Origin of the sequence: Pseudomonas versuta (genome assembly GCF_001294575.1) — a bacterium.
Lineage (GTDB): Bacteria > Pseudomonadota > Gammaproteobacteria > Pseudomonadales > Pseudomonadaceae > Aquipseudomonas > Aquipseudomonas versuta.
Map to the genome: position 1 here is coordinate 82,638 of NZ_CP012676.1, position 17,745 is coordinate 100,382.

Annotated in this window: 21 protein-coding genes; 16 read left to right on the plus strand and 5 right to left on the minus strand. The window is 56.4% G+C overall.

From position 1 onward, the window contains the following. The first annotated feature begins 66 nt into the window (after window positions 1–66). A complete protein-coding gene (locus AOC04_RS00370) occupies window positions 67–684 on the plus strand; it encodes an FKBP-type peptidyl-prolyl cis-trans isomerase (protein WP_003443927.1) in 618 nt (205 codons plus the stop codon). A 62-nt stretch (window positions 685–746) separates the two neighbouring features. Here AOC04_RS00370 and AOC04_RS00375 read toward each other — a convergent pair whose 3' ends face one another. The 3 genes from AOC04_RS00375 to AOC04_RS00385 all read right to left on the minus strand — a co-directional run bounded on the left by AOC04_RS00375 (window position 747) and on the right by AOC04_RS00385 (window position 2,646). Next, window positions 747–1,019: a PA4570 family protein gene (locus AOC04_RS00375; RefSeq protein WP_060690657.1), complete on the minus strand. Its 273-nt coding sequence runs from the start codon at window positions 1,017–1,019 to the stop codon at window positions 747–749. 198 nt (window positions 1,020–1,217) lie between these two features. Beyond that, entirely contained in the window at window positions 1,218–1,559 is a 342-nt protein-coding gene (locus AOC04_RS00380; RefSeq protein WP_060690658.1) for a zinc ribbon domain-containing protein YjdM, read from the minus strand. 118 nt (window positions 1,560–1,677) lie between these two features. Then, window positions 1,678–2,646: a polyprenyl synthetase family protein gene (locus AOC04_RS00385; protein ID WP_060690659.1), complete on the minus strand. Its 969-nt coding sequence runs from the start codon at window positions 2,644–2,646 to the stop codon at window positions 1,678–1,680. A gap of 241 nt (window positions 2,647–2,887) precedes the next feature. Between AOC04_RS00385 and rplU the strand changes: the two genes are divergently transcribed. The 5 genes from rplU (at window position 2,888) to AOC04_RS00410 (ending at window position 6,654) form a co-directional block, all read left to right on the plus strand. Beyond that, window positions 2,888–3,202, plus strand: a complete 315-nt coding sequence (rplU, locus tag AOC04_RS00390) for a 50S ribosomal protein L21 (RefSeq protein ID WP_003443915.1) — start codon at window positions 2,888–2,890, stop codon at window positions 3,200–3,202. Window positions 3,203–3,236: 34 nt separating this feature from the next. Next, on the plus strand, window positions 3,237–3,512 hold the full coding sequence (rpmA, locus tag AOC04_RS00395) for a 50S ribosomal protein L27 (RefSeq protein ID WP_003443913.1): 276 nt from the start codon (window positions 3,237–3,239) through the stop codon (window positions 3,510–3,512). A gap of 197 nt (window positions 3,513–3,709) precedes the next feature. Continuing rightward, the gene (cgtA, locus tag AOC04_RS00400; protein ID WP_060690660.1) at window positions 3,710–4,936 is read left to right on the plus strand and encodes an Obg family GTPase CgtA; all 1,227 of its coding nucleotides are present in this window, start codon (window positions 3,710–3,712) and stop codon (window positions 4,934–4,936) included. A gap of 123 nt (window positions 4,937–5,059) precedes the next feature. After that, window positions 5,060–6,178, plus strand: a complete 1,119-nt coding sequence (gene proB / locus AOC04_RS00405; RefSeq protein WP_060696830.1) for a glutamate 5-kinase — start codon at window positions 5,060–5,062, stop codon at window positions 6,176–6,178. Between the two features lie 14 nt (window positions 6,179–6,192). After that, complete coding sequence (locus tag AOC04_RS00410; protein ID WP_060690661.1) at window positions 6,193–6,654, plus strand: CreA family protein; 462 nt, start codon at window positions 6,193–6,195, stop codon at window positions 6,652–6,654. A 276-nt stretch (window positions 6,655–6,930) separates the two neighbouring features. On the opposite strand, the gene rpsT is transcribed toward AOC04_RS00410, so the two are convergent. Continuing rightward, entirely contained in the window at window positions 6,931–7,209 is a 279-nt protein-coding gene (rpsT, locus tag AOC04_RS00415; RefSeq protein WP_003443902.1) for a 30S ribosomal protein S20, read from the minus strand. Window positions 7,210–7,459: 250 nt separating this feature from the next. Between rpsT and murJ the strand changes: the two genes are divergently transcribed. From murJ to ispH, 6 genes are all read left to right on the plus strand, one after another. Then, a complete protein-coding gene (murJ, locus tag AOC04_RS00420; RefSeq protein WP_060690662.1) occupies window positions 7,460–8,998 on the plus strand; it encodes a murein biosynthesis integral membrane protein MurJ in 1,539 nt (512 codons plus the stop codon). Window positions 8,999–9,116: 118 nt separating this feature from the next. Next, window positions 9,117–10,067 carry a bifunctional riboflavin kinase/FAD synthetase gene (gene ribF, locus AOC04_RS00425; protein ID WP_060690663.1) on the plus strand — a complete coding sequence of 317 codons (951 nt, stop codon included), beginning with the start codon at window positions 9,117–9,119 and terminating at the stop codon, window positions 10,065–10,067. Next, a complete protein-coding gene (gene ileS, locus AOC04_RS00430; RefSeq protein WP_060690664.1) occupies window positions 10,064–12,895 on the plus strand; it encodes an isoleucine--tRNA ligase in 2,832 nt (943 codons plus the stop codon). Before ribF ends, ileS begins: the two co-directional genes overlap by 4 nt. Beyond that, window positions 12,888–13,403 (plus strand): signal peptidase II, encoded by a 516-nt coding sequence (lspA, locus tag AOC04_RS00435; protein ID WP_060690665.1) that lies wholly within the window; start codon window positions 12,888–12,890, stop codon window positions 13,401–13,403. The genes ileS and lspA overlap by 8 nt, the downstream gene beginning before the upstream one ends. Beyond that, window positions 13,396–13,833: an FKBP-type peptidyl-prolyl cis-trans isomerase gene (fkpB, locus tag AOC04_RS00440; RefSeq protein ID WP_060690666.1), complete on the plus strand. Its 438-nt coding sequence runs from the start codon at window positions 13,396–13,398 to the stop codon at window positions 13,831–13,833. Before lspA ends, fkpB begins: the two co-directional genes overlap by 8 nt. A 65-nt stretch (window positions 13,834–13,898) precedes the next feature. Next, window positions 13,899–14,846 carry a 4-hydroxy-3-methylbut-2-enyl diphosphate reductase gene (gene ispH, locus AOC04_RS00445; RefSeq protein ID WP_060690667.1) on the plus strand — a complete coding sequence of 316 codons (948 nt, stop codon included), beginning with the start codon at window positions 13,899–13,901 and terminating at the stop codon, window positions 14,844–14,846. Here the strand turns inward: ispH and AOC04_RS00450 are convergent. Continuing rightward, a complete protein-coding gene (locus tag AOC04_RS00450) occupies window positions 14,843–15,358 on the minus strand; it encodes a GspH/FimT family pseudopilin (RefSeq protein ID WP_060690668.1) in 516 nt (171 codons plus the stop codon). The two genes, ispH and AOC04_RS00450, sit on opposite strands and share 4 nt — an antisense overlap. 241 nt (window positions 15,359–15,599) lie before the next feature. Here AOC04_RS00450 and pilV point away from each other — a divergent pair, with 241 nt between their 5' ends. Genes pilV through AOC04_RS00470 form a run of 4 tightly spaced genes read left to right on the plus strand, consistent with a single transcriptional unit; the run spans window position 15,600 to window position 17,719 of the window. Continuing rightward, window positions 15,600–16,064: a type IV pilus modification protein PilV gene (pilV, locus tag AOC04_RS00455; RefSeq protein ID WP_060690669.1), complete on the plus strand. Its 465-nt coding sequence runs from the start codon at window positions 15,600–15,602 to the stop codon at window positions 16,062–16,064. Next, on the plus strand, window positions 16,061–16,756 hold the full coding sequence (locus tag AOC04_RS00460; RefSeq protein ID WP_060690670.1) for a PilW family protein: 696 nt from the start codon (window positions 16,061–16,063) through the stop codon (window positions 16,754–16,756). The genes pilV and AOC04_RS00460 overlap by 4 nt, the downstream gene beginning before the upstream one ends. An 8-nt stretch (window positions 16,757–16,764) precedes the next feature. Next, window positions 16,765–17,307, plus strand: coding sequence for a pilus assembly PilX family protein (locus AOC04_RS00465; RefSeq protein ID WP_060690671.1), 543 nt, complete (start codon window positions 16,765–16,767; stop codon window positions 17,305–17,307). Between the two features lie 37 nt (window positions 17,308–17,344). After that, window positions 17,345–17,719 (plus strand): type IV pilin protein, encoded by a 375-nt coding sequence (locus AOC04_RS00470; RefSeq protein ID WP_418054938.1) that lies wholly within the window; start codon window positions 17,345–17,347, stop codon window positions 17,717–17,719. Window positions 17,720–17,745: the final 26 nt, after the last annotated feature.

A 17,745-nucleotide genomic window follows, 5' to 3' on the forward strand; every position in this document is an offset into this window, starting at 1 on the left:
GGCGGTTGAGAGGGGGCTGTTTTTAAAAATGGCTTTTTCTGGATCGCCCTACAGCGGAGCAGTGTTATGTCCGAAGTAAATCTGTCGACCGACGAAACCCGCGTTAGCTATGGCATTGGCCGTCAGCTGGGCGACCAACTGCGCGACAACCCGCCACCGGGCGTTAGCCTGGATGCAATCCTGGCTGGCTTGACCGATGCTTTCGCCGGTAAAGAAAGCCGTGTTGGTCAAGAAGAGCTGAGTGCCAGCTTCAAGGTAATCCGCGAGCTGATGCAAGCTGAAGCGGCTGCCAAGGCAGAAGCTGCTGCAGGTGAAGGCAAGGCTTTCCTGGCTGAAAATGCCAAGAAAGACGGCATCACCACCCTGGCTTCGGGTCTGCAATTTGAAGTAGTGACTGCAGGTGAAGGCGCCAAGCCTTCGCGTGAAGACACTGTACGTGTTCACTACCACGGCACCCTGATTGACGGCACTGTGTTCGACAGCTCCTACGATCGTGGTCAGCCAGCCGAATTCCCGGTCGGCGGCGTCATTGCCGGCTGGACCGAAGCCCTGCAACTGATGAACGCCGGCAGCAAATGGCGCATCTACGTGCCGAGCGAATTGGCCTACGGCGCCCAAGGCGTTGGCAGCATCGCTCCGCACAGCGTGCTGGTATTCGACGTTGAGCTGCTGGAAGTTCTGTAAGACTTCGGTGCTTTAACGGTGACCGCGGGTTTGCACGCAAGCCTGCGGTCACACAAGGCTCATCATATTTCCAGTTTGTCGTGATGCTCTTGAGTATCGGTCGTGCCTATGGGGCGCAATGCCCGGGCATAGCAAAACAGAAACAGATTTCGCACCAGCTCTTTGAGCACCACCGGTTCACTTGAATTGAGCCCGTTGAAATCCAGGTCGCCCTGATCCTGTAGCTCGTTAAGCGCTTCTTCTTCCAGCACCGCACAGACTTCCCCGGTTTCCCGATGCAGGATTCGCAGATAGGGATGTGGACGGTCCAGCCAGGCATCAATTAAATAAGTCATGGTCGTCATCTCCTTGATGAATACCAATGAGAATAATTCTTATTCAATTAATAGCAAGTGCCTATTGGCGGATTTGTTTTTTTTTCGGATAAAAACTGCTGCGGGTCAAAGTTGGTGGCTTTTTGATGTTGCGCGGGGGGAGGGGGGCGAAGAGGCCAGCACCTTCCTGCGCGAAACGCAGGAAGGAAGCAAGCAGGATCAGACTTTGCGAACGAACTCGGACTTGAGTTTCATCGGGCCGATGCCGTCGATTTTGCAGTCGATATCATGGTCGCCATCGCACAGGCGGATGTTTTTGACCTTGGTCCCGACCTTGACCACCAGGGATGTGCCTTTGATTTTCAGGTCTTTGATCACGGTGATGGTGTCACCGTCGGTCAGGACAGTGCCTGCGGAGTCTTTATAGACTTTTACATCGCTGGCTTCTTCGGCGTCGCCATTGGCGGACCACTCATGGGCGCATTCCGGGCAGATCAGCTGGGCGCCGTCTTCGTAGGTGTATTCGGAATTGCATTTTGGGCAGGGTGGCAACGTGCTCACTAAAGCTCCTTAAGAGTCAGGATGGCTAAAAGGCACGCATTATATAGGGTTTTGTTGGTGGGCGGTGGTTAGGGGTGTAATGAACGTGTGGGAGCTGGCAAGCCAGCTCCCACACGGTTTAGTGCGTGCGGGCGACCGCGAACTCGCTCAGTTCAACCAGTGCGTCGCGGTATTCGCTGGGCGGCAGGCTTTCAAGGCAGGCAATGGCCCGGGCTACATAATCACGGGCCAGTTGTGCGGTGTAGTCCAGCGAACCGGATTCCTCCACGGCCGCGCGAATGCTCTCAAGATCCTCAATGCCGCCTTTCTGAATCGCTTTGCGAACCAGGGCAGCCTGCTCGGCCGTGCCTTCGCGCATGGTGTAGATCAGCGGCAAGGTCGGTTTACCTTCAGCCAGATCATCGCCCACGTTTTTGCCCAGGGTTTCGGCATCGCCACGGTAGTCGAGCAAGTCGTCGACCAGCTGGAACGCCACGCCCAGATGATCACCAAAGGTGCGCAGGGCTTCGCTTTGCTCTGGAGTGGCACCGGCCAGGGCTGCTGCGCTGTGGGTAGAGGCCTCGAACAGCATCGCGGTTTTGCCGCGAATCACTTCCATGTAGGTTTCTTCGGTGGTGCTGGCGTCGCGCACTTTGGACAGCTGCAGGACTTCGCCTTCGGCAATGATGCGGGTGGCTTGCGACAGGATTTTCATCACTGGCATCGAACCCAGCTCGACCATCATTTCGAAGGAGCGCGAATACAGGAAGTCGCCAACCAGTACGCTTGGCGCGTTGCCCCACGTTGCATTGGCGGTCTTGCGGCCACGGCGCATGCCGGACATGTCCACCACGTCGTCGTGTAGCAGGGTTGCGGTATGCAGGAACTCGATGGTCGCGGCCAGTAAGCGCAAGTCGTCGCCTTCGCGGCCCAGTGCCTTGCCGCACAACAACACTAATAAAGGACGCAGGCGTTTGCCGCCGGCCGAAGTGATGTAGTCGCCGATTTTTGAGACCAGCGGGACGCGTGAAGTCAGCTGTTTCTTGATGATGTCGTCGACGGCGCTAAAATCGTCCGCCACCGCGCGGTAGAAAGCTTGGGGTTGCATCAGCGACAGGTGCTCCAGAAGGGTTGCGCGGCATGCTAGGTCGGGGGGCAGGGCCTGTCAAGGCGCGATGGGCGGCCCCTTGCAACCCTGACGTGGCTTGCGTACAATCGCGCACCCTGAACTTCCTGGGCAGCACCTGCCTTACGCAATTGCACTTGGGCCGTTCCAGCCCCATGCAGCCATGCCAGCCAATACCTTTACCTATAAAGAGCTGGGTGAGCAGGATTATCGGAGAAATACCATGTCGTACGCAGTAATCGTTACTGGTGGCAAGCAATACAAAGTAGCACCAGGTGAATACCTGAAGATCGAGAAACTGGAAATCGCCACTGGCGAATCCGTAACTTTTGATCGCGTTCTGTTGGTCGCCAATGGCGACGACGTAAACATCGGCGCTCCAGTTGTTCCTGGCGCCACTGTTGTTGCTGAAGTGATTTCCCAAGGTCGTCACGACAAGATCCGCATCATCAAGTTCCGTCGTCGTAAGCACCACATGAAGCGTATGGGCCACCGCCAGTGGTACACCGAGATCAAAATCACCGGTATTCAGGCTTAATTTCAGCCTAATTCCTCACTAGGAGAATTGACTCATGGCACACAAAAAAGCTGGTGGTAGTACCCGTAACGGTCGCGACTCAGAAGCCAAACGCCTTGGCGTGAAGATGTATGGCGGCCAGGCTATCATCCCGGGCAACATCATCGTGCGTCAGCGCGGTACTCAGTTCCACGCTGGCTACGGCGTTGGTATGGGTAAAGATCACACCCTGTTCGCGAAAGTGGAAGGCGTGATCAAGTTCCAGGTTAAGGGCGCCTTCGGTCGTCGCTATGTAAGCATCGTTCCGAAGACTGCAGTCGTCGCGGCGTAAAAGCTTGGTAGCTGGAAGAGCCCTGTCTTGCGACGGGGCTTTTTCGTTTGTGGGGTGAGTCTCTTGCAAAACTGTTTGTATGGGCTGCTGGCGCTGGATTTAACGGTCGTTGATTGAGGTCGCTGCGCTCATTTTTGCAAGAGTCTTATGTCTTGGTTTTTATCGGCTCGTCCTGATGACGAGAGGCGCGTTTTGTTATGAAGTTTGTTGATGAAGTATCGATCAAAGTAAAAGCTGGCGATGGTGGTAACGGTTGCATGAGTTTCCGTCGCGAGAAATTCATCGAAAACGGTGGTCCGAACGGTGGTGATGGGGGTGATGGCGGCTCGATCTATATGGTCGCCGACGAAAACCTCAATACCCTGGTTGACTACCGCTACACGCGTCACTTTGATGCCCAGCGCGGTTCGAACGGCGGCAGCGCCGATTGCACCGGTCGTAAAGGCGAAGACATGATTCTGCGTGTTCCGGTCGGTACGACCGTAATCGACGCCGGGACTCAGGAAATCATCGGCGACCTGACCAAGGCCGGCCAGCGTTTGCTGGTTGTGCACGGCGGTTGGCACGGTCTGGGTAACACCCGTTTCAAGTCCAGCACCAACCGGGCTCCGCGCCAGACCACGCCGGGCAAGCCGGGTGAGCAGCGCGACCTGAAACTGGAATTGAAAGTACTGGCTGACGTAGGTCTGCTTGGTTTGCCGAATGCGGGTAAAAGTACCTTTATCCGTTCGGTATCGGCGGCCAAGCCTAAAGTGGCGGATTATCCGTTCACTACCCTGGTGCCAAACCTGGGTGTGGTCAGCGTTGATCGCTGGAAGAGCTTCGTGATTGCCGATATTCCTGGCTTGATCGAAGGCGCATCTGATGGTGCGGGCCTGGGCATTCGTTTCCTCAAGCACTTGGCGCGTACGCGTTTGCTGCTGCATCTTGTGGACATGGCGCCAGTTGAGGGTACCGAAAGCGCTGCTGATACTGCTGAAGTCATCGTCAACGAGCTGACCAAGTTCAGCCCGTCGCTGGCTGAGCGTGATCGCTGGCTGGTGCTGAACAAGTGCGATTCTTTGCCAGAAGACGAGCATGACGCTCGAGTAAAAGAAGTTGTCGATCGTCTTGAGTGGACCGGTCCGGTGTATGTGATCTCGGCCATTGCCAAGATTGGCACCGAGAAGCTTTGCCACGACATCATGCGTTACCTCGAAGATCGTGCCGATCGTCTGGCCAACGACCCTGCCTACAAGGCTGAGTTGAATGAGCTTGATCAGCGCATCGAAGATGAGGCGCGTGCCCAGTTGCAGGCGCTGGATGATCAGCGTGCCCTGCGCCGCAGCGGCGTGAAGAGCGTCCACGACATCGGTGAAGATGACTGGGACGAAGAAGATGTTGATGATGAGGATGGTCCGGAAATCATTTACGTCCGCGACTGATTCCTTGCAGTAAACTGAAGCGCCGCTCAATCGAGCGGCGTTTTGGCATCTACGTAACGGTAATCAAAATAATTCCATGGGCAGCACTCGGTCGTGCTGCTCTCAGGCATAGGTTGGATGATGATGCGGAGCAAGGTGACGGGTGCGCGGCGTTGGGTCGTAAAGATCGGCAGCGCATTGCTGACAGCGGATGGCAAGGGGCTGGATCGCGCGGCGATGGGCGTCTGGGTCGAGCAAATGGTGGCCCTGCACGAGGCAGGCGTGGAGCTGGTGCTGGTGTCTTCCGGTGCTGTCGCGGCCGGGATGAGTCGCCTTGGCTGGACAGTCCGACCCAGTGCGATGCATGAGCTGCAGGCGGCTGCGGCCATTGGTCAAATGGGGTTGGTGCAGGCCTGGGAGTCGAGCTTCGCCGAGCATTCCCGGCACACCGCGCAAATTCTGCTGACCCATGATGACCTGTCTGACCGCAAGCGTTACCTGAATGCCCGCAGTACATTGCGTACCCTGGTTGCGTTGGGTGTGATCCCGGTTATCAATGAAAACGACACCGTGGTTACTGACGAAATCCGTTTTGGTGACAACGATACGCTGGCAGCGTTGGTGGCCAATCTGGTTGAGGCTGATCTGTTGGTCATTCTGACCGACCGCGATGGCATGTTTGATGCTGATCCGCGTAACAACCCCGATGCGAAAATGATTTACGAGGCGCGCGCCGATGACCCGGCGCTGGATGCTGTGGCGGGCGGTACTGGCGGAGCGCTCGGTCGTGGCGGCATGCAGACCAAGTTGCGTGCGGCACGCCTGGCGGCACGTTCGGGGGCGCATACGATTATTGTTGGCGGGCGTCTGGAGCGAGTGCTGGATCGCCTGAAGGCCGGTGAGCGTCTGGGCACATTGCTGTCGCCAGAGCGTGGCATGCTGGCTGCGCGCAAGCAGTGGCTGGCCGGGCATCTGCAGACCCGCGGTACGCTGGTACTGGATGATGGCGCTGTAGCTGCGTTGTCCAAGGGCAATAAAAGTTTGCTGCCTGTGGGTGTCAAAGCGGTGCAGGGTGGCTTTCGGCGTGGCGAAATGGTGGTTTGTGTGGCGGCGGACGGTCGCGAGATTGCCCGTGGTCTGGCCAACTACAGTGCTGGTGAAGCGCAGAAAATTATTGGGCAGTCGTCAGATGCGATTGTCAGTTTGCTGGGTTACATGGCGGAGCCGGAACTGGTTCACCGCGATAACCTGATCCTGGTCTGATTTTGAGGTGTGACATGCGCTTGATTAGCGGTTTGTTGGGGTTGATGTTGGCGATGCCGTTGCTGGCCTCTGCCGAAGAAATCGGTACGGTGTCGACGGTCTTCAAGTTTGTCGGGCCCAATGATCGCATTGTGGTCGAGGCTTTCGATGATCCCAAGGTGGATGGGGTTACCTGTTATCTGTCGCGTGCCAAGACTGGCGGCATGAAAGGCGGCCTGGGGCTGGCTGAGGATCGTGCCGAAGCCTCCATCGCGTGCCGCCAGACGGGGCCTATCAGCTTCAAGGGTGATTTGAAGGATGGTGATGAGGTGTTCAAGGAGCGCACGTCGCTGGTGTTCAAGACCATGCAGGTGGTGCGATTCCTCGACAAAAAGCGCAATACACTGGTTTATCTGGTGTACAGCGACCGCCTGATTGAAGGCAGTCCGCAGAATGCGGTGACGGCAATCCCGATTTTGCCTTGGCCGCACGAGTAATTTCTTCCAATAAAAAAGCTGCGATGGGGGTAGTGCCTTTCGCGGCTTTTTTTGTGCCTGCCAAATGGCGTGGCCGTCGTGGGCTGTCATGGGTCTGTAGTCGCTGACGAGCGTAGCGAGGCTGTGATCGGCTGCGTGGCCGTCGTGTTGTGCGCGCGCCAGGCGCTCGATCGCAGCCTTGCGACGCTCGTCAGTGGTGACGGGTCAGGAGTTCTGGCATAAATCGCAGGCAATAAAAAACCGACCCTGAGGTCGGTTTTTTAAAAAGCTTATCGCTTAAGCGGCTGTCGCAAGGTTCAGTGCCTTGACGTGGCCATTCAGGCGGCTCTTATGGCGAGCAGCTTTGTTCTTATGGATGATGCCTTTATCGGCCATACGGTCGATAACAGGAACAGCCAGAACATAAGCAGCTTGCGCTTTAGCAGCGTCTTTTGCGTCGATGGCTTTAACTACATTCTTGATGTAGGTACGAACCATGGAACGCAGGCTGGCGTTGTGGCTGCGACGCTTCTCAGCCTGTTTTGCACGTTTTTTGGCGGAAGGTGTGTTGGCCACCGTCGAGCTCCTCGAAAGACTTTTGGGAAATAACAAACAAAATAGGCCGCGAATCATGCCGATGACGACAACTCTTGTCAAGGGCGATTGATACGATCCGCTGAGTGGTGGATCGAGGGAGACGGGAGATTTATTTCCGGCGCTTGACCTGTAAACTCGCGAGCTTGGCTCTGTGCTGTTGCGGCGCGCAGTATCGCATAAGTGGGCGCTTTGTTCGCCTGCTCTTTATCTATAGGCAAAAACTCTTTCAATGAATTTGCTCAAATCGTTAGCTGCCGTCAGCTCTATCACCATGATTTCAAGGGTTTTAGGCTTTATTCGGGACACCATCATTGCGCGTACCTTTGGTGCCGGAATGGCCACGGATGCGTTCTTTATCGCCTTCAAATTGCCCAATCTGCTGCGCAGAATCTTCGCCGAGGGGGCTTTCTCTCAGGCCTTTGTGCCGATTCTGGCCGAGTACAAAAGCCAACAAGGCGAAGAAGCTACGCGCACATTTGTTGCCTACGTGGCGGGATTGCTGACTTTGGTGCTGGCCATCGTGACCATCCTGGGGATGATTGCCGCGCCCTGGGTGATTTGGGCGACGGCGCCGGGGTTTGCTACCACTCCGGAGAAGTTCGAGCTCACTTCTGACATGTTGCGGGTCACATTCCCCTATATTTTGCTGATCTCGTTGTCATCCCTGGCAGGCGCGATCCTCAATACCTGGAACCGCTTTTCGGTACCGGCCTTCGTGCCAACCCTGCTCAACGTCAGCATGATCATTTTTGCGTTGTTCCTGACACCATACTTCGATCCGCCTGTCATGGCCTTGGGCTGGGCTGTTCTGGTCGGTGGTCTGGCGCAGTTGCTGTTTCAACTGCCCCACCTGAAAAAAATCGGCATGCTGGTGCTTCCGCGGCTCAATCTGCGTGATACCGGTGTATGGCGGGTCATGAAACAAATGCTGCCGGCCATTCTGGGTGTATCGGTCAGTCAGATTTCGCTGATTATCAACACGATCTTTGCCTCGTTCCTGGTCGCCGGGTCGGTGTCCTGGATGTACTACGCAGACCGATTGATGGAGTTGCCTTCAGGGGTTTTGGGTGTGGCGCTGGGTACCATTCTGTTGCCGACGCTGTCAAAAACCTACGCTAACAAGGATCGTCATGAATACTCGCGGATCCTCGATTGGGGCCTGCGCCTGTGCTTTGTTCTGGTATTGCCGTGCTCCCTGGCATTGGCGATCCTCGCTGAGCCGTTGACGGTGTCGCTGTTTCAGTACGGTCAGTTCAGTGCGCTGGATTCGGCCATGACTCAGCGGGCCTTGATTGCATACTCGTTCGGATTGCTCGGGATTATTTTGATTAAAGTCCTGGCTCCGGGGTTTTATGCCCAGCAAAACATCCGCACGCCGGTAAAAATTGCCGTATTTACGCTGGTCATTACTCAGTTACTCAACCTGATATTCATTGTGCCGTTGCAGCACGCAGGCCTGGCGCTGGCCATCAGTGTCGGCGCCTGCATCAATGCCGGCTTGCTGTTTTGGCAGATACGCAAGCAGAAGCTGTTTGTCGTCCAGCCGGGCTGGGGCAAATACTTGTTCAAGCTGTTGCTGGCCGTAGGTGTGATGTCTGCTGTTTTACTGGGCTTGATGCAGTTGATGCCTGCCTGGGATCAAGGTCATATGCTGGAGCGCTTCATGCGTTTGGGCGGGTTGGTGGTTGCGGGCGTACTGGTTTATTTCGGCATGCTATTGCTGCTGGGCTTGCGTTTGAAGGATTTCGCCCGCAAGTCTCTAATGTGAGGTAATTGCAGGTCAGACGTCTATTTTGTTGAATTGACCTGATTTGCCTTGCGCTGTTGCCTGTCGTACCGGGCTGGGTGTGGTTATAATCGGCCACTTTATGAGCAAGAAGCGCGTTATGCAGCTGGTTCGAGGCCTTCACAATCTGCGGCCCCAACATCGGGGCTGTGTCGCCACTATTGGCAACTTTGACGGTGTACACCGTGGTCACCAGGCTATCCTGGAGCGGCTGCGTGAGCGTGCACTGGAGTTGGGCGTGCCCAGCTGCGTGGTGATTTTTGAACCGCAGCCGCGCGAGTTCTTCGCCCCCGAGACCGCTCCGGCGCGTCTGGCCCGCCTGCGCGACAAGCTGCAGCTGTTGGCTGACGCAGGGGTTGATCGGGTGTTGTGCCTGGCGTTCAATCAGCGCTTGTGCAAACTCAGTGCCGCCGAGTTCGTCGATACCATTCTTGTCGACGGCCTTGGCGTACAGCACCTGGAGGTCGGCGACGACTTCCGTTTTGGCTGTGACCGGGTCGGCGATTTTGATTTCCTGCAACAAGCTGGCGTCATGCAAAAATTTACCGTCGAAGCTGCGCAAACCGTGGAGCTAGATGGTGTACGGATCAGCAGCACCAAGGTGCGTGATGCCTTGGCCAGTGCTGACTTCGGTCTTGCAGAGCGCTTGCTTGGCCGCCCGTTTCAAATTGCCGGCAGGGTCTTGCACGGGCAGAAGCTGGCGCGCCAGCTGGGTACGCCAACTGCCAATATTCAGCTTAAGCGTCGTCGTGTGCCGTTGACCGGGGTTTATCTGGTCAGTGTTGAAATCGATGGAAAAACCTGGCCGGGCGTCGCCAATATTGGCGTCAGGCCAACCGTAGCAGGGGATGGCAGCGCCCATCTTGAAGTACATCTGTTGGATTACGCCGGCGACTTGTATGGCCGGCGTTTGACTGTGGCATTCCACCACAAGCTGCGTGATGAGCAGCGTTTCGCCTCCCTGGAGGCGCTCAAGACGGCGATCAATGCGGACGTCGCCGCCGCCCGAGCCTATTGGCTGGGTCAACCGCTTAAAAAGAGCCTGAAATGACCGACTACAAAGCCACGCTAAACCTTCCGGACACAGCCTTCCCAATGAAGGCCGGCCTGCCACAGCGCGAACCGCAAATTTTGCAGCGCTGGGACAGCATTGGCCTGTACGGGAAGTTGCGCGAGATTGGCAAGGATCGTCCGAAGTTCGTACTTCACGACGGTCCTCCGTACGCCAACGGCACAATCCACATCGGTCATGCGCTGAACAAGATTCTGAAGGACATGATCATCCGCTCGAAAACCCTGGCGGGTTTCGATGCGCCGTACGTGCCGGGCTGGGACTGCCACGGGCTGCCGATCGAGCATAAGGTTGAAGTGACCCACGGTAAGAACCTGAGCGCGGATAAAACCCGCGAGCTTTGCCGTGCCTACGCCGCCGAGCAGATCGAAGGCCAGAAGTCCGAATTCATCCGTTTGGGTGTTTTGGGTGACTTCGCCAATCCGTACAAAACCATGGACTTCAAAAACGAAGCCGGTGAAATCCGCGCTTTGGCCGAAATCGTCAAAGGCGGTTTCGTGTTTAAAGGCCTCAAGCCTGTGAACTGGTGTTTCGACTGCGGTTCGGCCCTGGCTGAAGCGGAAGTTGAATACCAGGACAAAAAATCTGCGGCCATCGATGTGGCATTCCCGGTCGCCGACGAAGCCAAGCTGGCCGAGGCCTTCGGCCTGGCTACATTGAGCAAGCCGACCTCGATCGTGATCTGGACCACCACACCGTGGACCATCCCGGCCAACCAGGCACTTAACGTGCACCCGGAGTACACCTACGCGCTGGTCGACGTGGGCGACAAGCTGCTGGTGCTGGCTGAAGAACTGGTCGAGTCGAGCCTGGCCCGCTACAACCTGCAGGGTTCAGTCATTGCCACCACTACCGGTGCTGCACTGGAGCTGATCAACTTCCGTCACCCGTTCTACGATCGCCTGTCGCCGGTTTATCTGGCCGAGTACGTCGAACTGGGCGCAGGCACCGGCGTGGTTCACTCCGCCCCGGCTTATGGCGTCGACGACTTCGTGACCTGCAAAGCTTATGGCATGGTCAACGATGACATCATCAACCCGGTTCAAAGCAACGGCGTTTACGTACCGTCGCTCGAATTCTTCGGTGGCCAGTTCATCTGGAAGGCCAACCAGAACATCATCGACAAGCTGATTGAAGTCGGCTCGCTGATGTTCACCGAAACCATCAGCCACAGCTACATGCACTGCTGGCGCCACAAGACGCCGCTGATCTACCGCGCCACCGCGCAGTGGTTTATCGGTATGGACAAACAGCCGACCGAAGGCGACACCCTGCGTGTCCGGGCGCTCAACGCCATTGAAGACACCCAGTTCGTTCCGGCCTGGGGTCAGGCGCGTCTGCACTCGATGATCGCCAACCGTCCGGACTGGTGCATCTCGCGTCAACGCAATTGGGGCGTGCCGATCCCGTTCTTCCTGAACAAGGAAAGCGGCGAGCTGCACCCGCGTACCGTCGAAATGATGGAAGAAGTAGCCAAGCGCGTTGAAGTTGAAGGCATCGAAGCCTGGTTCAAGATGGACGCTGCCGAGTTGCTGGGCGACGAAGCGCCGCTGTACGACAAGATCAGCGATACCCTGGACGTCTGGTTCGATTCGGGTACCACGCACTGGCATGTGCTGCGCGGCTCGCACCCGATGGGTCACGAGACCGGCCCACGTGCCGATCTTTACCTCGAAGGCTCCGACCAGCATCGTGGCTGGTTCCACTCGTCGCTGCTGACCGGTTGTGCCATCGATAACCACGCGCCATACCGCGAGCTGCTGACCCACGGCTTCACCGTGGATGAAGCCGGGCGCAAAATGTCCAAGTCCCTGGGCAACGTGATTGCACCGCAAAAGGTCAACGACACCTTGGGCGCCGACATCATGCGTCTGTGGGTCGCTTCGACTGACTATTCAGGTGAAATCGCGGTTTCTGACCAGATCCTGCAGCGCAGTGCTGACGCCTACCGACGTATCCGCAACACCGCGCGCTTCCTGCTCTCGAACCTGACCGGCTTCAACCCGGCCACCGACATTCTGCCCGCTGATGAAATGCTGGCCCTGGATCGTTGGGCGGTTGACCGTGCATTGCTGCTGCAGCGCGAACTGGAACTGCATTACGGCGAATACCGTTTCTGGAACGTGTACTCCAAAGTGCACAACTTCTGCGTGCAGGAGCTGGGCGGTTTCTACCTCGACATCATCAAGGACCGTCAGTACACCACTGGCGCCAACAGCAAGGCCCGTCGTTCGTGCCAGACCGCGCTGTTCCATATCTCCGAAGCGCTGGTACGCTGGATCGCGCCGATCCTGTCGTTCACTGCCGATGAGCTGTGGCAATACCTGCCGGGCGAGCGCAACGAATCGGTCATGCTCAACACCTGGTACGAAGGCCTGAGCGAGATGCCGCAAGGCACCGAGATGGACCGCGCCTACTGGGAGCGGATCATGGCGGTCAAGGTTGCGGTTAACAAAGAGATGGAAAACCTGCGTGCGGCCAAAGCCATTGGCGGCAACTTGCAGGCCGAAGTCACTCTGTTCGCCGAAGATGATCTGGCTGCAGACCTGTCCAAGCTGAGCAACGAACTGCGTTTCGTACTGATTACTTCCACCGCCGGTGTTGCGCCGTTTGTACAGGCGCCGGCAGATGCAGTTGTGACCGAAGTGGCAGGCCTCAAGCTCAAAGTGGTCAAGTCGGCACACGCCAAATGTGCCCGTTGCTGGCATTGCCGCGATGACGTCGGTGTGAACCCGGAGCATCCGGAAATCTGCGGTCGTTGTGTCGACAACATCAGCGGCGCCGGCGAGGTACGTCACTATGCCTAATACCAGCAATGCCGGGCGCTTCGGGCGCCTGGGCTGGCTTTGGTTGACGTTGCTGGTCCTGGTCATTGACCAGGCCAGCAAGACCTACTTCGATAGCTCCCTGCAGATGTACCAGCGCATCGTGGTGATCCCCGATTTCTTCAGCTGGACCCTGGCTTACAATTCGGGCGCGGCTTTCAGCTTTTTGGCTGATAGCTCGGGGTGGCAGCGTTGGCTGTTTGCCCTGATTGCCGTGGTGGTCAGTACGGTACTGCTGGTATGGCTCAAGCGTCTTGGACGTAATGACACCTGGCTGGCAATTGCGCTCGCACTGATTCTGGGTGGCGCGCTTGGCAACCTGTATGACCGCATTGCCTACGGCCATGTGATCGATTTCATTCTGGTGCATTGGGAGCATCGACTGTTCCCTGCGTTCAATGTCGCCGATAGTGCGATTTGTGTAGGGGCAGTGATGCTGGCGCTGGATATGTTCAAAAGTAAGAAGTCCGGAGAGTCCGCTCATGACTGAGCAACGTATTGGCCAGAACACAGAAGTCACCTTGCATTTCGCTCTGCGTCTTGAAAATGGCGACACCGTCGACAGCACGTTCGATAAGTCACCCGCCACTTTCAAGGTTGGTGATGGCAGTCTGTTGCCGGGTTTTGAAGCCGCTCTATTCGGCTTCAAGGCCGGTGACAAGCGCACTCTGGAGATCCTTCCGGAAAATGCGTTCGGCCAGCCGAACCCGCAAAATGTACAGATAATTCCACGTTCGCAATTCAAGGACATGGAGCTGTCTGAAGGCTTGCTGGTGATCTTCAATGACGCGGCAAACACCGAGCTTCCGGGTGTGGTCAAAGTTTTTGATGACGAGCAAGTGACTATCGATTTCAACCACCCGCTGGCAGGCAAGACCCTGACCTTCGACGTGGAAATCAAAGACGTCAAAGCGCTGTAATTCAGTGCCCGGCGAAAGCCGGGCCTGATTGGCATTATTTTTCTGCGCGTCCCACGAGGCCTAGCATGCATATCAAACTCGCCAACCCCCGTGGCTTCTGTGCTGGGGTGGATCGAGCGATTGAAATCGTCAATCGCGCTCTGGAAGTATTCGGTCCGCCTATCTATGTTCGCCATGAAGTGGTGCACAACAAATTTGTCGTTGAAGACCTGCGCTCCCGTGGCGCTATCTTTGTCGAAGAACTGGATCAGGTACCGGACGACGTTATCGTCATCTTCAGTGCCCACGGTGTTTCCCAGGCCGTGCGTACCGAGGCTGCAGGCCGTGGCCTTAAAGTGTTCGACGCGACCTGTCCGCTGGTTACCAAGGTGCACATCGAAGTTGCGCGTTATAGCCGTGACGGTCGCGAGTGCATTCTGATCGGCCATGCCGGTCACCCTGAAGTCGAAGGCACAATGGGTCAGTACGATGCCAGCAATGGCGGCGCTATTTACCTGGTCGAAGATGAAAAGGATGTTGCCAACCTGAATGTCATCAACCCGGAAAAACTGGCGTTTGTGACTCAAACCACCTTGTCGATGGACGATACCAGCCGGGTCATCGATGCTCTGCGTGCCCGTTTCCCGGCTATTGGCGGGCCGCGCAAGGATGACATCTGCTACGCCACGCAAAATCGTCAGGATGCCGTCAAACAGCTGGCTGACGAATGTGATGTGGTGTTGGTGGTGGGCAGCCCTAACAGTTCCAACTCCAACCGCTTGCGTGAGCTTGCCGAGCGTATGGCAACCCCGGCCTACCTGATCGATGGCGCCGAAGACCTGCAACAAAGCTGGTTTGAAGGCGTTGAATCCATTGGTATCACTGCTGGTGCTTCGGCGCCTGAAGTGCTGGTGCGGGGTGTGATTCGCCAATTGCACGCATGGGGCGCAACGGGTGCTGATGAATTGGCCGGCCGGGAGGAGAACATCACATTCTCCATGCCTAAAGAGCTGCGCGTTCGCTTGCTGCTTTAAGCACATAACGCTTGCGCCGCCTGATCGCGGCGCAAGCTGATACGCCCACTTTTGGCCAGCACCACCTGATAATGGCTCATCGCAGTCCGGGCCTGGCAAATATGCAACGTCCCGGCCTGAAACGCTCCACCGGTGAGCAAAGGCTCACCCAGCGGGTTAAACCGAACATAATTCTTTACGGGTGTATTACCGGCAATCGGTATGCGAATGTTGCCTTGCCTTTCGGACAGCACCGGGTTGTCCGGGTCGAGATAGCCCCGACCGCTTAGATCCAGAGTCACCTTCCAGCCTCTGCTCCAGTCTTCTTCCATCGCATGCACGATCACATATTGATGCCGTAACAGTGCCTGCGCGCGAGCATTGCGCAGGCTGCTTGCCAATTGCTCAGCCACACTTAGACGCCGTTGCTGTTCTACCAGTGCGTTGTAAGCCGGGCTCGCGACTTGAGTGGTTAGCGCAACGATCAGCAGGGCGAATAACAGCTGGATCAGACTCATCCCTTGTTGATTCATGATGTCCTCCCTGATGCACCATGCATGCGCCTTTTGATGTATAGATCGGGAAGAGGGTGGTCGTGCATGGCAACAGTTTCATCATGTTTTAGCCTTAATACGTATCCCGTTGCGCACCTGATTCAATGAACAATCCCTTTGCTTTCACAGCATATTCCTACTCGTAGAGCTGTTTCTCGAGGCTAGTCTTTGAGTATGGCGACGCAGGACGTGTCGCCAGGCAACGCTTAAGGATGGCGCCATGTATCGATCTGAAAAAACACACCAGGCCGGAATGACCTTGATCGAGGTGCTGATTGCGACGTTGATCCTGTCCGTCGGTGTGTTAGGGCTGGCTGGTGTTCAACTCAATGCTCTCAAGCACACCGACAGTGCATTGATGACGACCCAGGCCAGTTTTATTGCCTACGACATGCTTGATCGGATTCGTGCAAATTCTGCCGCGAGCTACAGCTTTTCAGGGCTGGATCAGCGCACGGGCGCTATAAGCATGAGTGGTGTGCAGGGGCAGGACCTGAGCGATTTCAAGCGCCATATCCGACAGTTCGGCGGTGCCAGTGCCAAAGGCGATATCGCGCTCAGTGGTAATCAAGTGAGTATTACCCTGAAGTGGGATAACTCGCGCGCGACCCATCGGCCCGGTTCGTTTCGGACTTTTACGCTGATCAGTCAAATTGCCCCGCACGTTGCCGGTAGCGCGTCATGAGACGTTCTGAGGCGGGGCTGGGCCTGATTGAACTGATGGTGTCACTGGTCCTGGGCATGTTGGTGGTGCTGGGCCTTACCGAAGTTTTTTTAAGTGTTCGCGCTACTTACAGCACCCAGCAATCATCGGCGCTACTACAGGAAGATGCGCGTTACGTGCTCAGCAAGATCGCTCAGGAAATTCGGATGGTCGGCATGTTCGGCTGTCTGCCCAGTGATCGCATCATTGATGCACCCTCAGCATTCCAGCGACCTATCTCCTGGCAGGGCCCTCCAGGCTCCCGGTCGTTACATATGGTGAGTGCAGACGTAGGGCTTCAAGGGGGGAAGCCTGACTGGACTGTCGTGTCTGACTGTACAACTTCTGCGCAGGCGTACAGCGGTACGCGATCGTCATTGGCTCCCGGAGAAATAGCCTTTCCTGTGCGTGAACTGTTTTACCGTTTCGAAAACGGGCAGTTAAAGTCAGGGCCCAATAAAACCGTGCTACTCGATAATGTAGCTGCGTTTGATGTGAGCTTTGGTGTAGCCGATCCCTCCAACCCGCATTCAGTCACGCGCTATGAAGACAGTCCGGGCGATGTCGCCAGTATCCGTAGCGTGCGTATTGCCCTGACATTGCGAGACCCCGGGGGGCGAGTAAAAGATCAGGGCTATCACCTGATGGTGGCTCTGCGTAATCGACTGGTTTAGGGCGCACTATGCCTGTTTCTTCGAGTACTCAGAGCGGCATGGCGCTATTGGTCAGCCTGGTTTTCTTGCTGTTACTCAGTCTGCTTGGTCTGGCCTCAATGGACAGTGCAGTACAGCAGGAAAAAATGACCGGCAGTGTCCTGCACGCCAATCACTCATTCCAGGCTGCAGAAACTGCCCTGCGTAGCGGTGAGTCATGGGTTTCTGTGCATTGGTCGGGCGTGTCCGACTGTCGTTCGCCTGTTCGATGTGCCCCGCCGGCAGAGGTGCGCACTCAGAAATCTTCCGGCATGCACTCGATATCCGGAATTCACTGGCTACCGGTTGTGGATGGCCTTTACGGCGTGCAGAGCCTTGGTTTGAGTATCACTCCGACCCACTTGCCCGTAACGACTTCGACCCGCTTGTACCGTGTTACGGGCATTGGTATGCATGGCCAGTCACGCACTGTCCTGGAAAGTATTCTTGCTCATTATCAGGACCTGGATGGCGAAGGCGCAGAGACAGGCCCCCTGCAATTGAACAGGGTCATGTGGCGGCAAATCCAGTAGGGAGTGAGTGATGTCCAGGCATGGAGCAGGCTTTACTTTGATCGAACTGATTGTGGTGGTAGCCGTCGTCGGCATTCTTGGTGGATTGGTTTATCCGGCTTACAGCGACTCGGTAAAGCGTGCCTATCGCTCTAAAATCGTGGTCTTGCTGTCGGAGCAATCCCAAAGTCTGGAGCGTTTTTATACGGAAAAAGGTTTATACAGTGGGGCGCAAAACCTTGGTTCGGGCAATGAGCAGTATCTGATTACCCATGATCTCGCGGATCATGCTTTCTTGCTGACGGCTACCCGCAGAGAGGGTTCGTCCATGGCGGGCGATGTGTGCGGGAACTTCTCCTTGGCCCACACCGGTGTTAAAGCGATATCCCAGGCCGCTCCGGACCTGACAGTGCAGCAGTGTTGGGGGCGTTAATAATATATTTTTATTTCGGGCTGAGT

Excerpts from the sequence above, each read along its gene's own strand:
- AOC04_RS00370 (WP_003443927.1), top strand. The coding sequence starts at position 67 with ATGTCCGAAGTAAATCTGTCGACCGACGAAACCCGCGTTAGCTATGGC.
- AOC04_RS00375 (WP_060690657.1), bottom strand. The coding sequence starts at position 1,019 with ATGACTTATTTAATTGATGCCTGGCTGGACCGTCCACATCCCTATCTG.
- AOC04_RS00385 (WP_060690659.1), bottom strand. The coding sequence starts at position 2,646 with ATGCAACCCCAAGCTTTCTACCGCGCGGTGGCGGACGATTTTAGCGCC.
- rplU (WP_003443915.1), top strand. The coding sequence starts at position 2,888 with ATGTCGTACGCAGTAATCGTTACTGGTGGCAAGCAATACAAAGTAGCA.
- rpmA (WP_003443913.1), top strand. The coding sequence starts at position 3,237 with ATGGCACACAAAAAAGCTGGTGGTAGTACCCGTAACGGTCGCGACTCA.
- cgtA (WP_060690660.1), top strand. The coding sequence starts at position 3,710 with ATGAAGTTTGTTGATGAAGTATCGATCAAAGTAAAAGCTGGCGATGGT.
- proB (WP_060696830.1), top strand. The coding sequence starts at position 5,060 with ATGCGGAGCAAGGTGACGGGTGCGCGGCGTTGGGTCGTAAAGATCGGC.
- AOC04_RS00410 (WP_060690661.1), top strand. The coding sequence starts at position 6,193 with ATGCGCTTGATTAGCGGTTTGTTGGGGTTGATGTTGGCGATGCCGTTG.
- murJ (WP_060690662.1), top strand. The coding sequence starts at position 7,460 with ATGAATTTGCTCAAATCGTTAGCTGCCGTCAGCTCTATCACCATGATT.
- ribF (WP_060690663.1), top strand. The coding sequence starts at position 9,117 with ATGCAGCTGGTTCGAGGCCTTCACAATCTGCGGCCCCAACATCGGGGC.
- ileS (WP_060690664.1), top strand. The coding sequence starts at position 10,064 with ATGACCGACTACAAAGCCACGCTAAACCTTCCGGACACAGCCTTCCCA.
- lspA (WP_060690665.1), top strand. The coding sequence starts at position 12,888 with ATGCCTAATACCAGCAATGCCGGGCGCTTCGGGCGCCTGGGCTGGCTT.
- fkpB (WP_060690666.1), top strand. The coding sequence starts at position 13,396 with ATGACTGAGCAACGTATTGGCCAGAACACAGAAGTCACCTTGCATTTC.
- ispH (WP_060690667.1), top strand. The coding sequence starts at position 13,899 with ATGCATATCAAACTCGCCAACCCCCGTGGCTTCTGTGCTGGGGTGGAT.
- AOC04_RS00450 (WP_060690668.1), bottom strand. The coding sequence starts at position 15,358 with ATGAATCAACAAGGGATGAGTCTGATCCAGCTGTTATTCGCCCTGCTG.
- pilV (WP_060690669.1), top strand. The coding sequence starts at position 15,600 with ATGTATCGATCTGAAAAAACACACCAGGCCGGAATGACCTTGATCGAG.
- AOC04_RS00460 (WP_060690670.1), top strand. The coding sequence starts at position 16,061 with ATGAGACGTTCTGAGGCGGGGCTGGGCCTGATTGAACTGATGGTGTCA.
- AOC04_RS00465 (WP_060690671.1), top strand. The coding sequence starts at position 16,765 with ATGCCTGTTTCTTCGAGTACTCAGAGCGGCATGGCGCTATTGGTCAGC.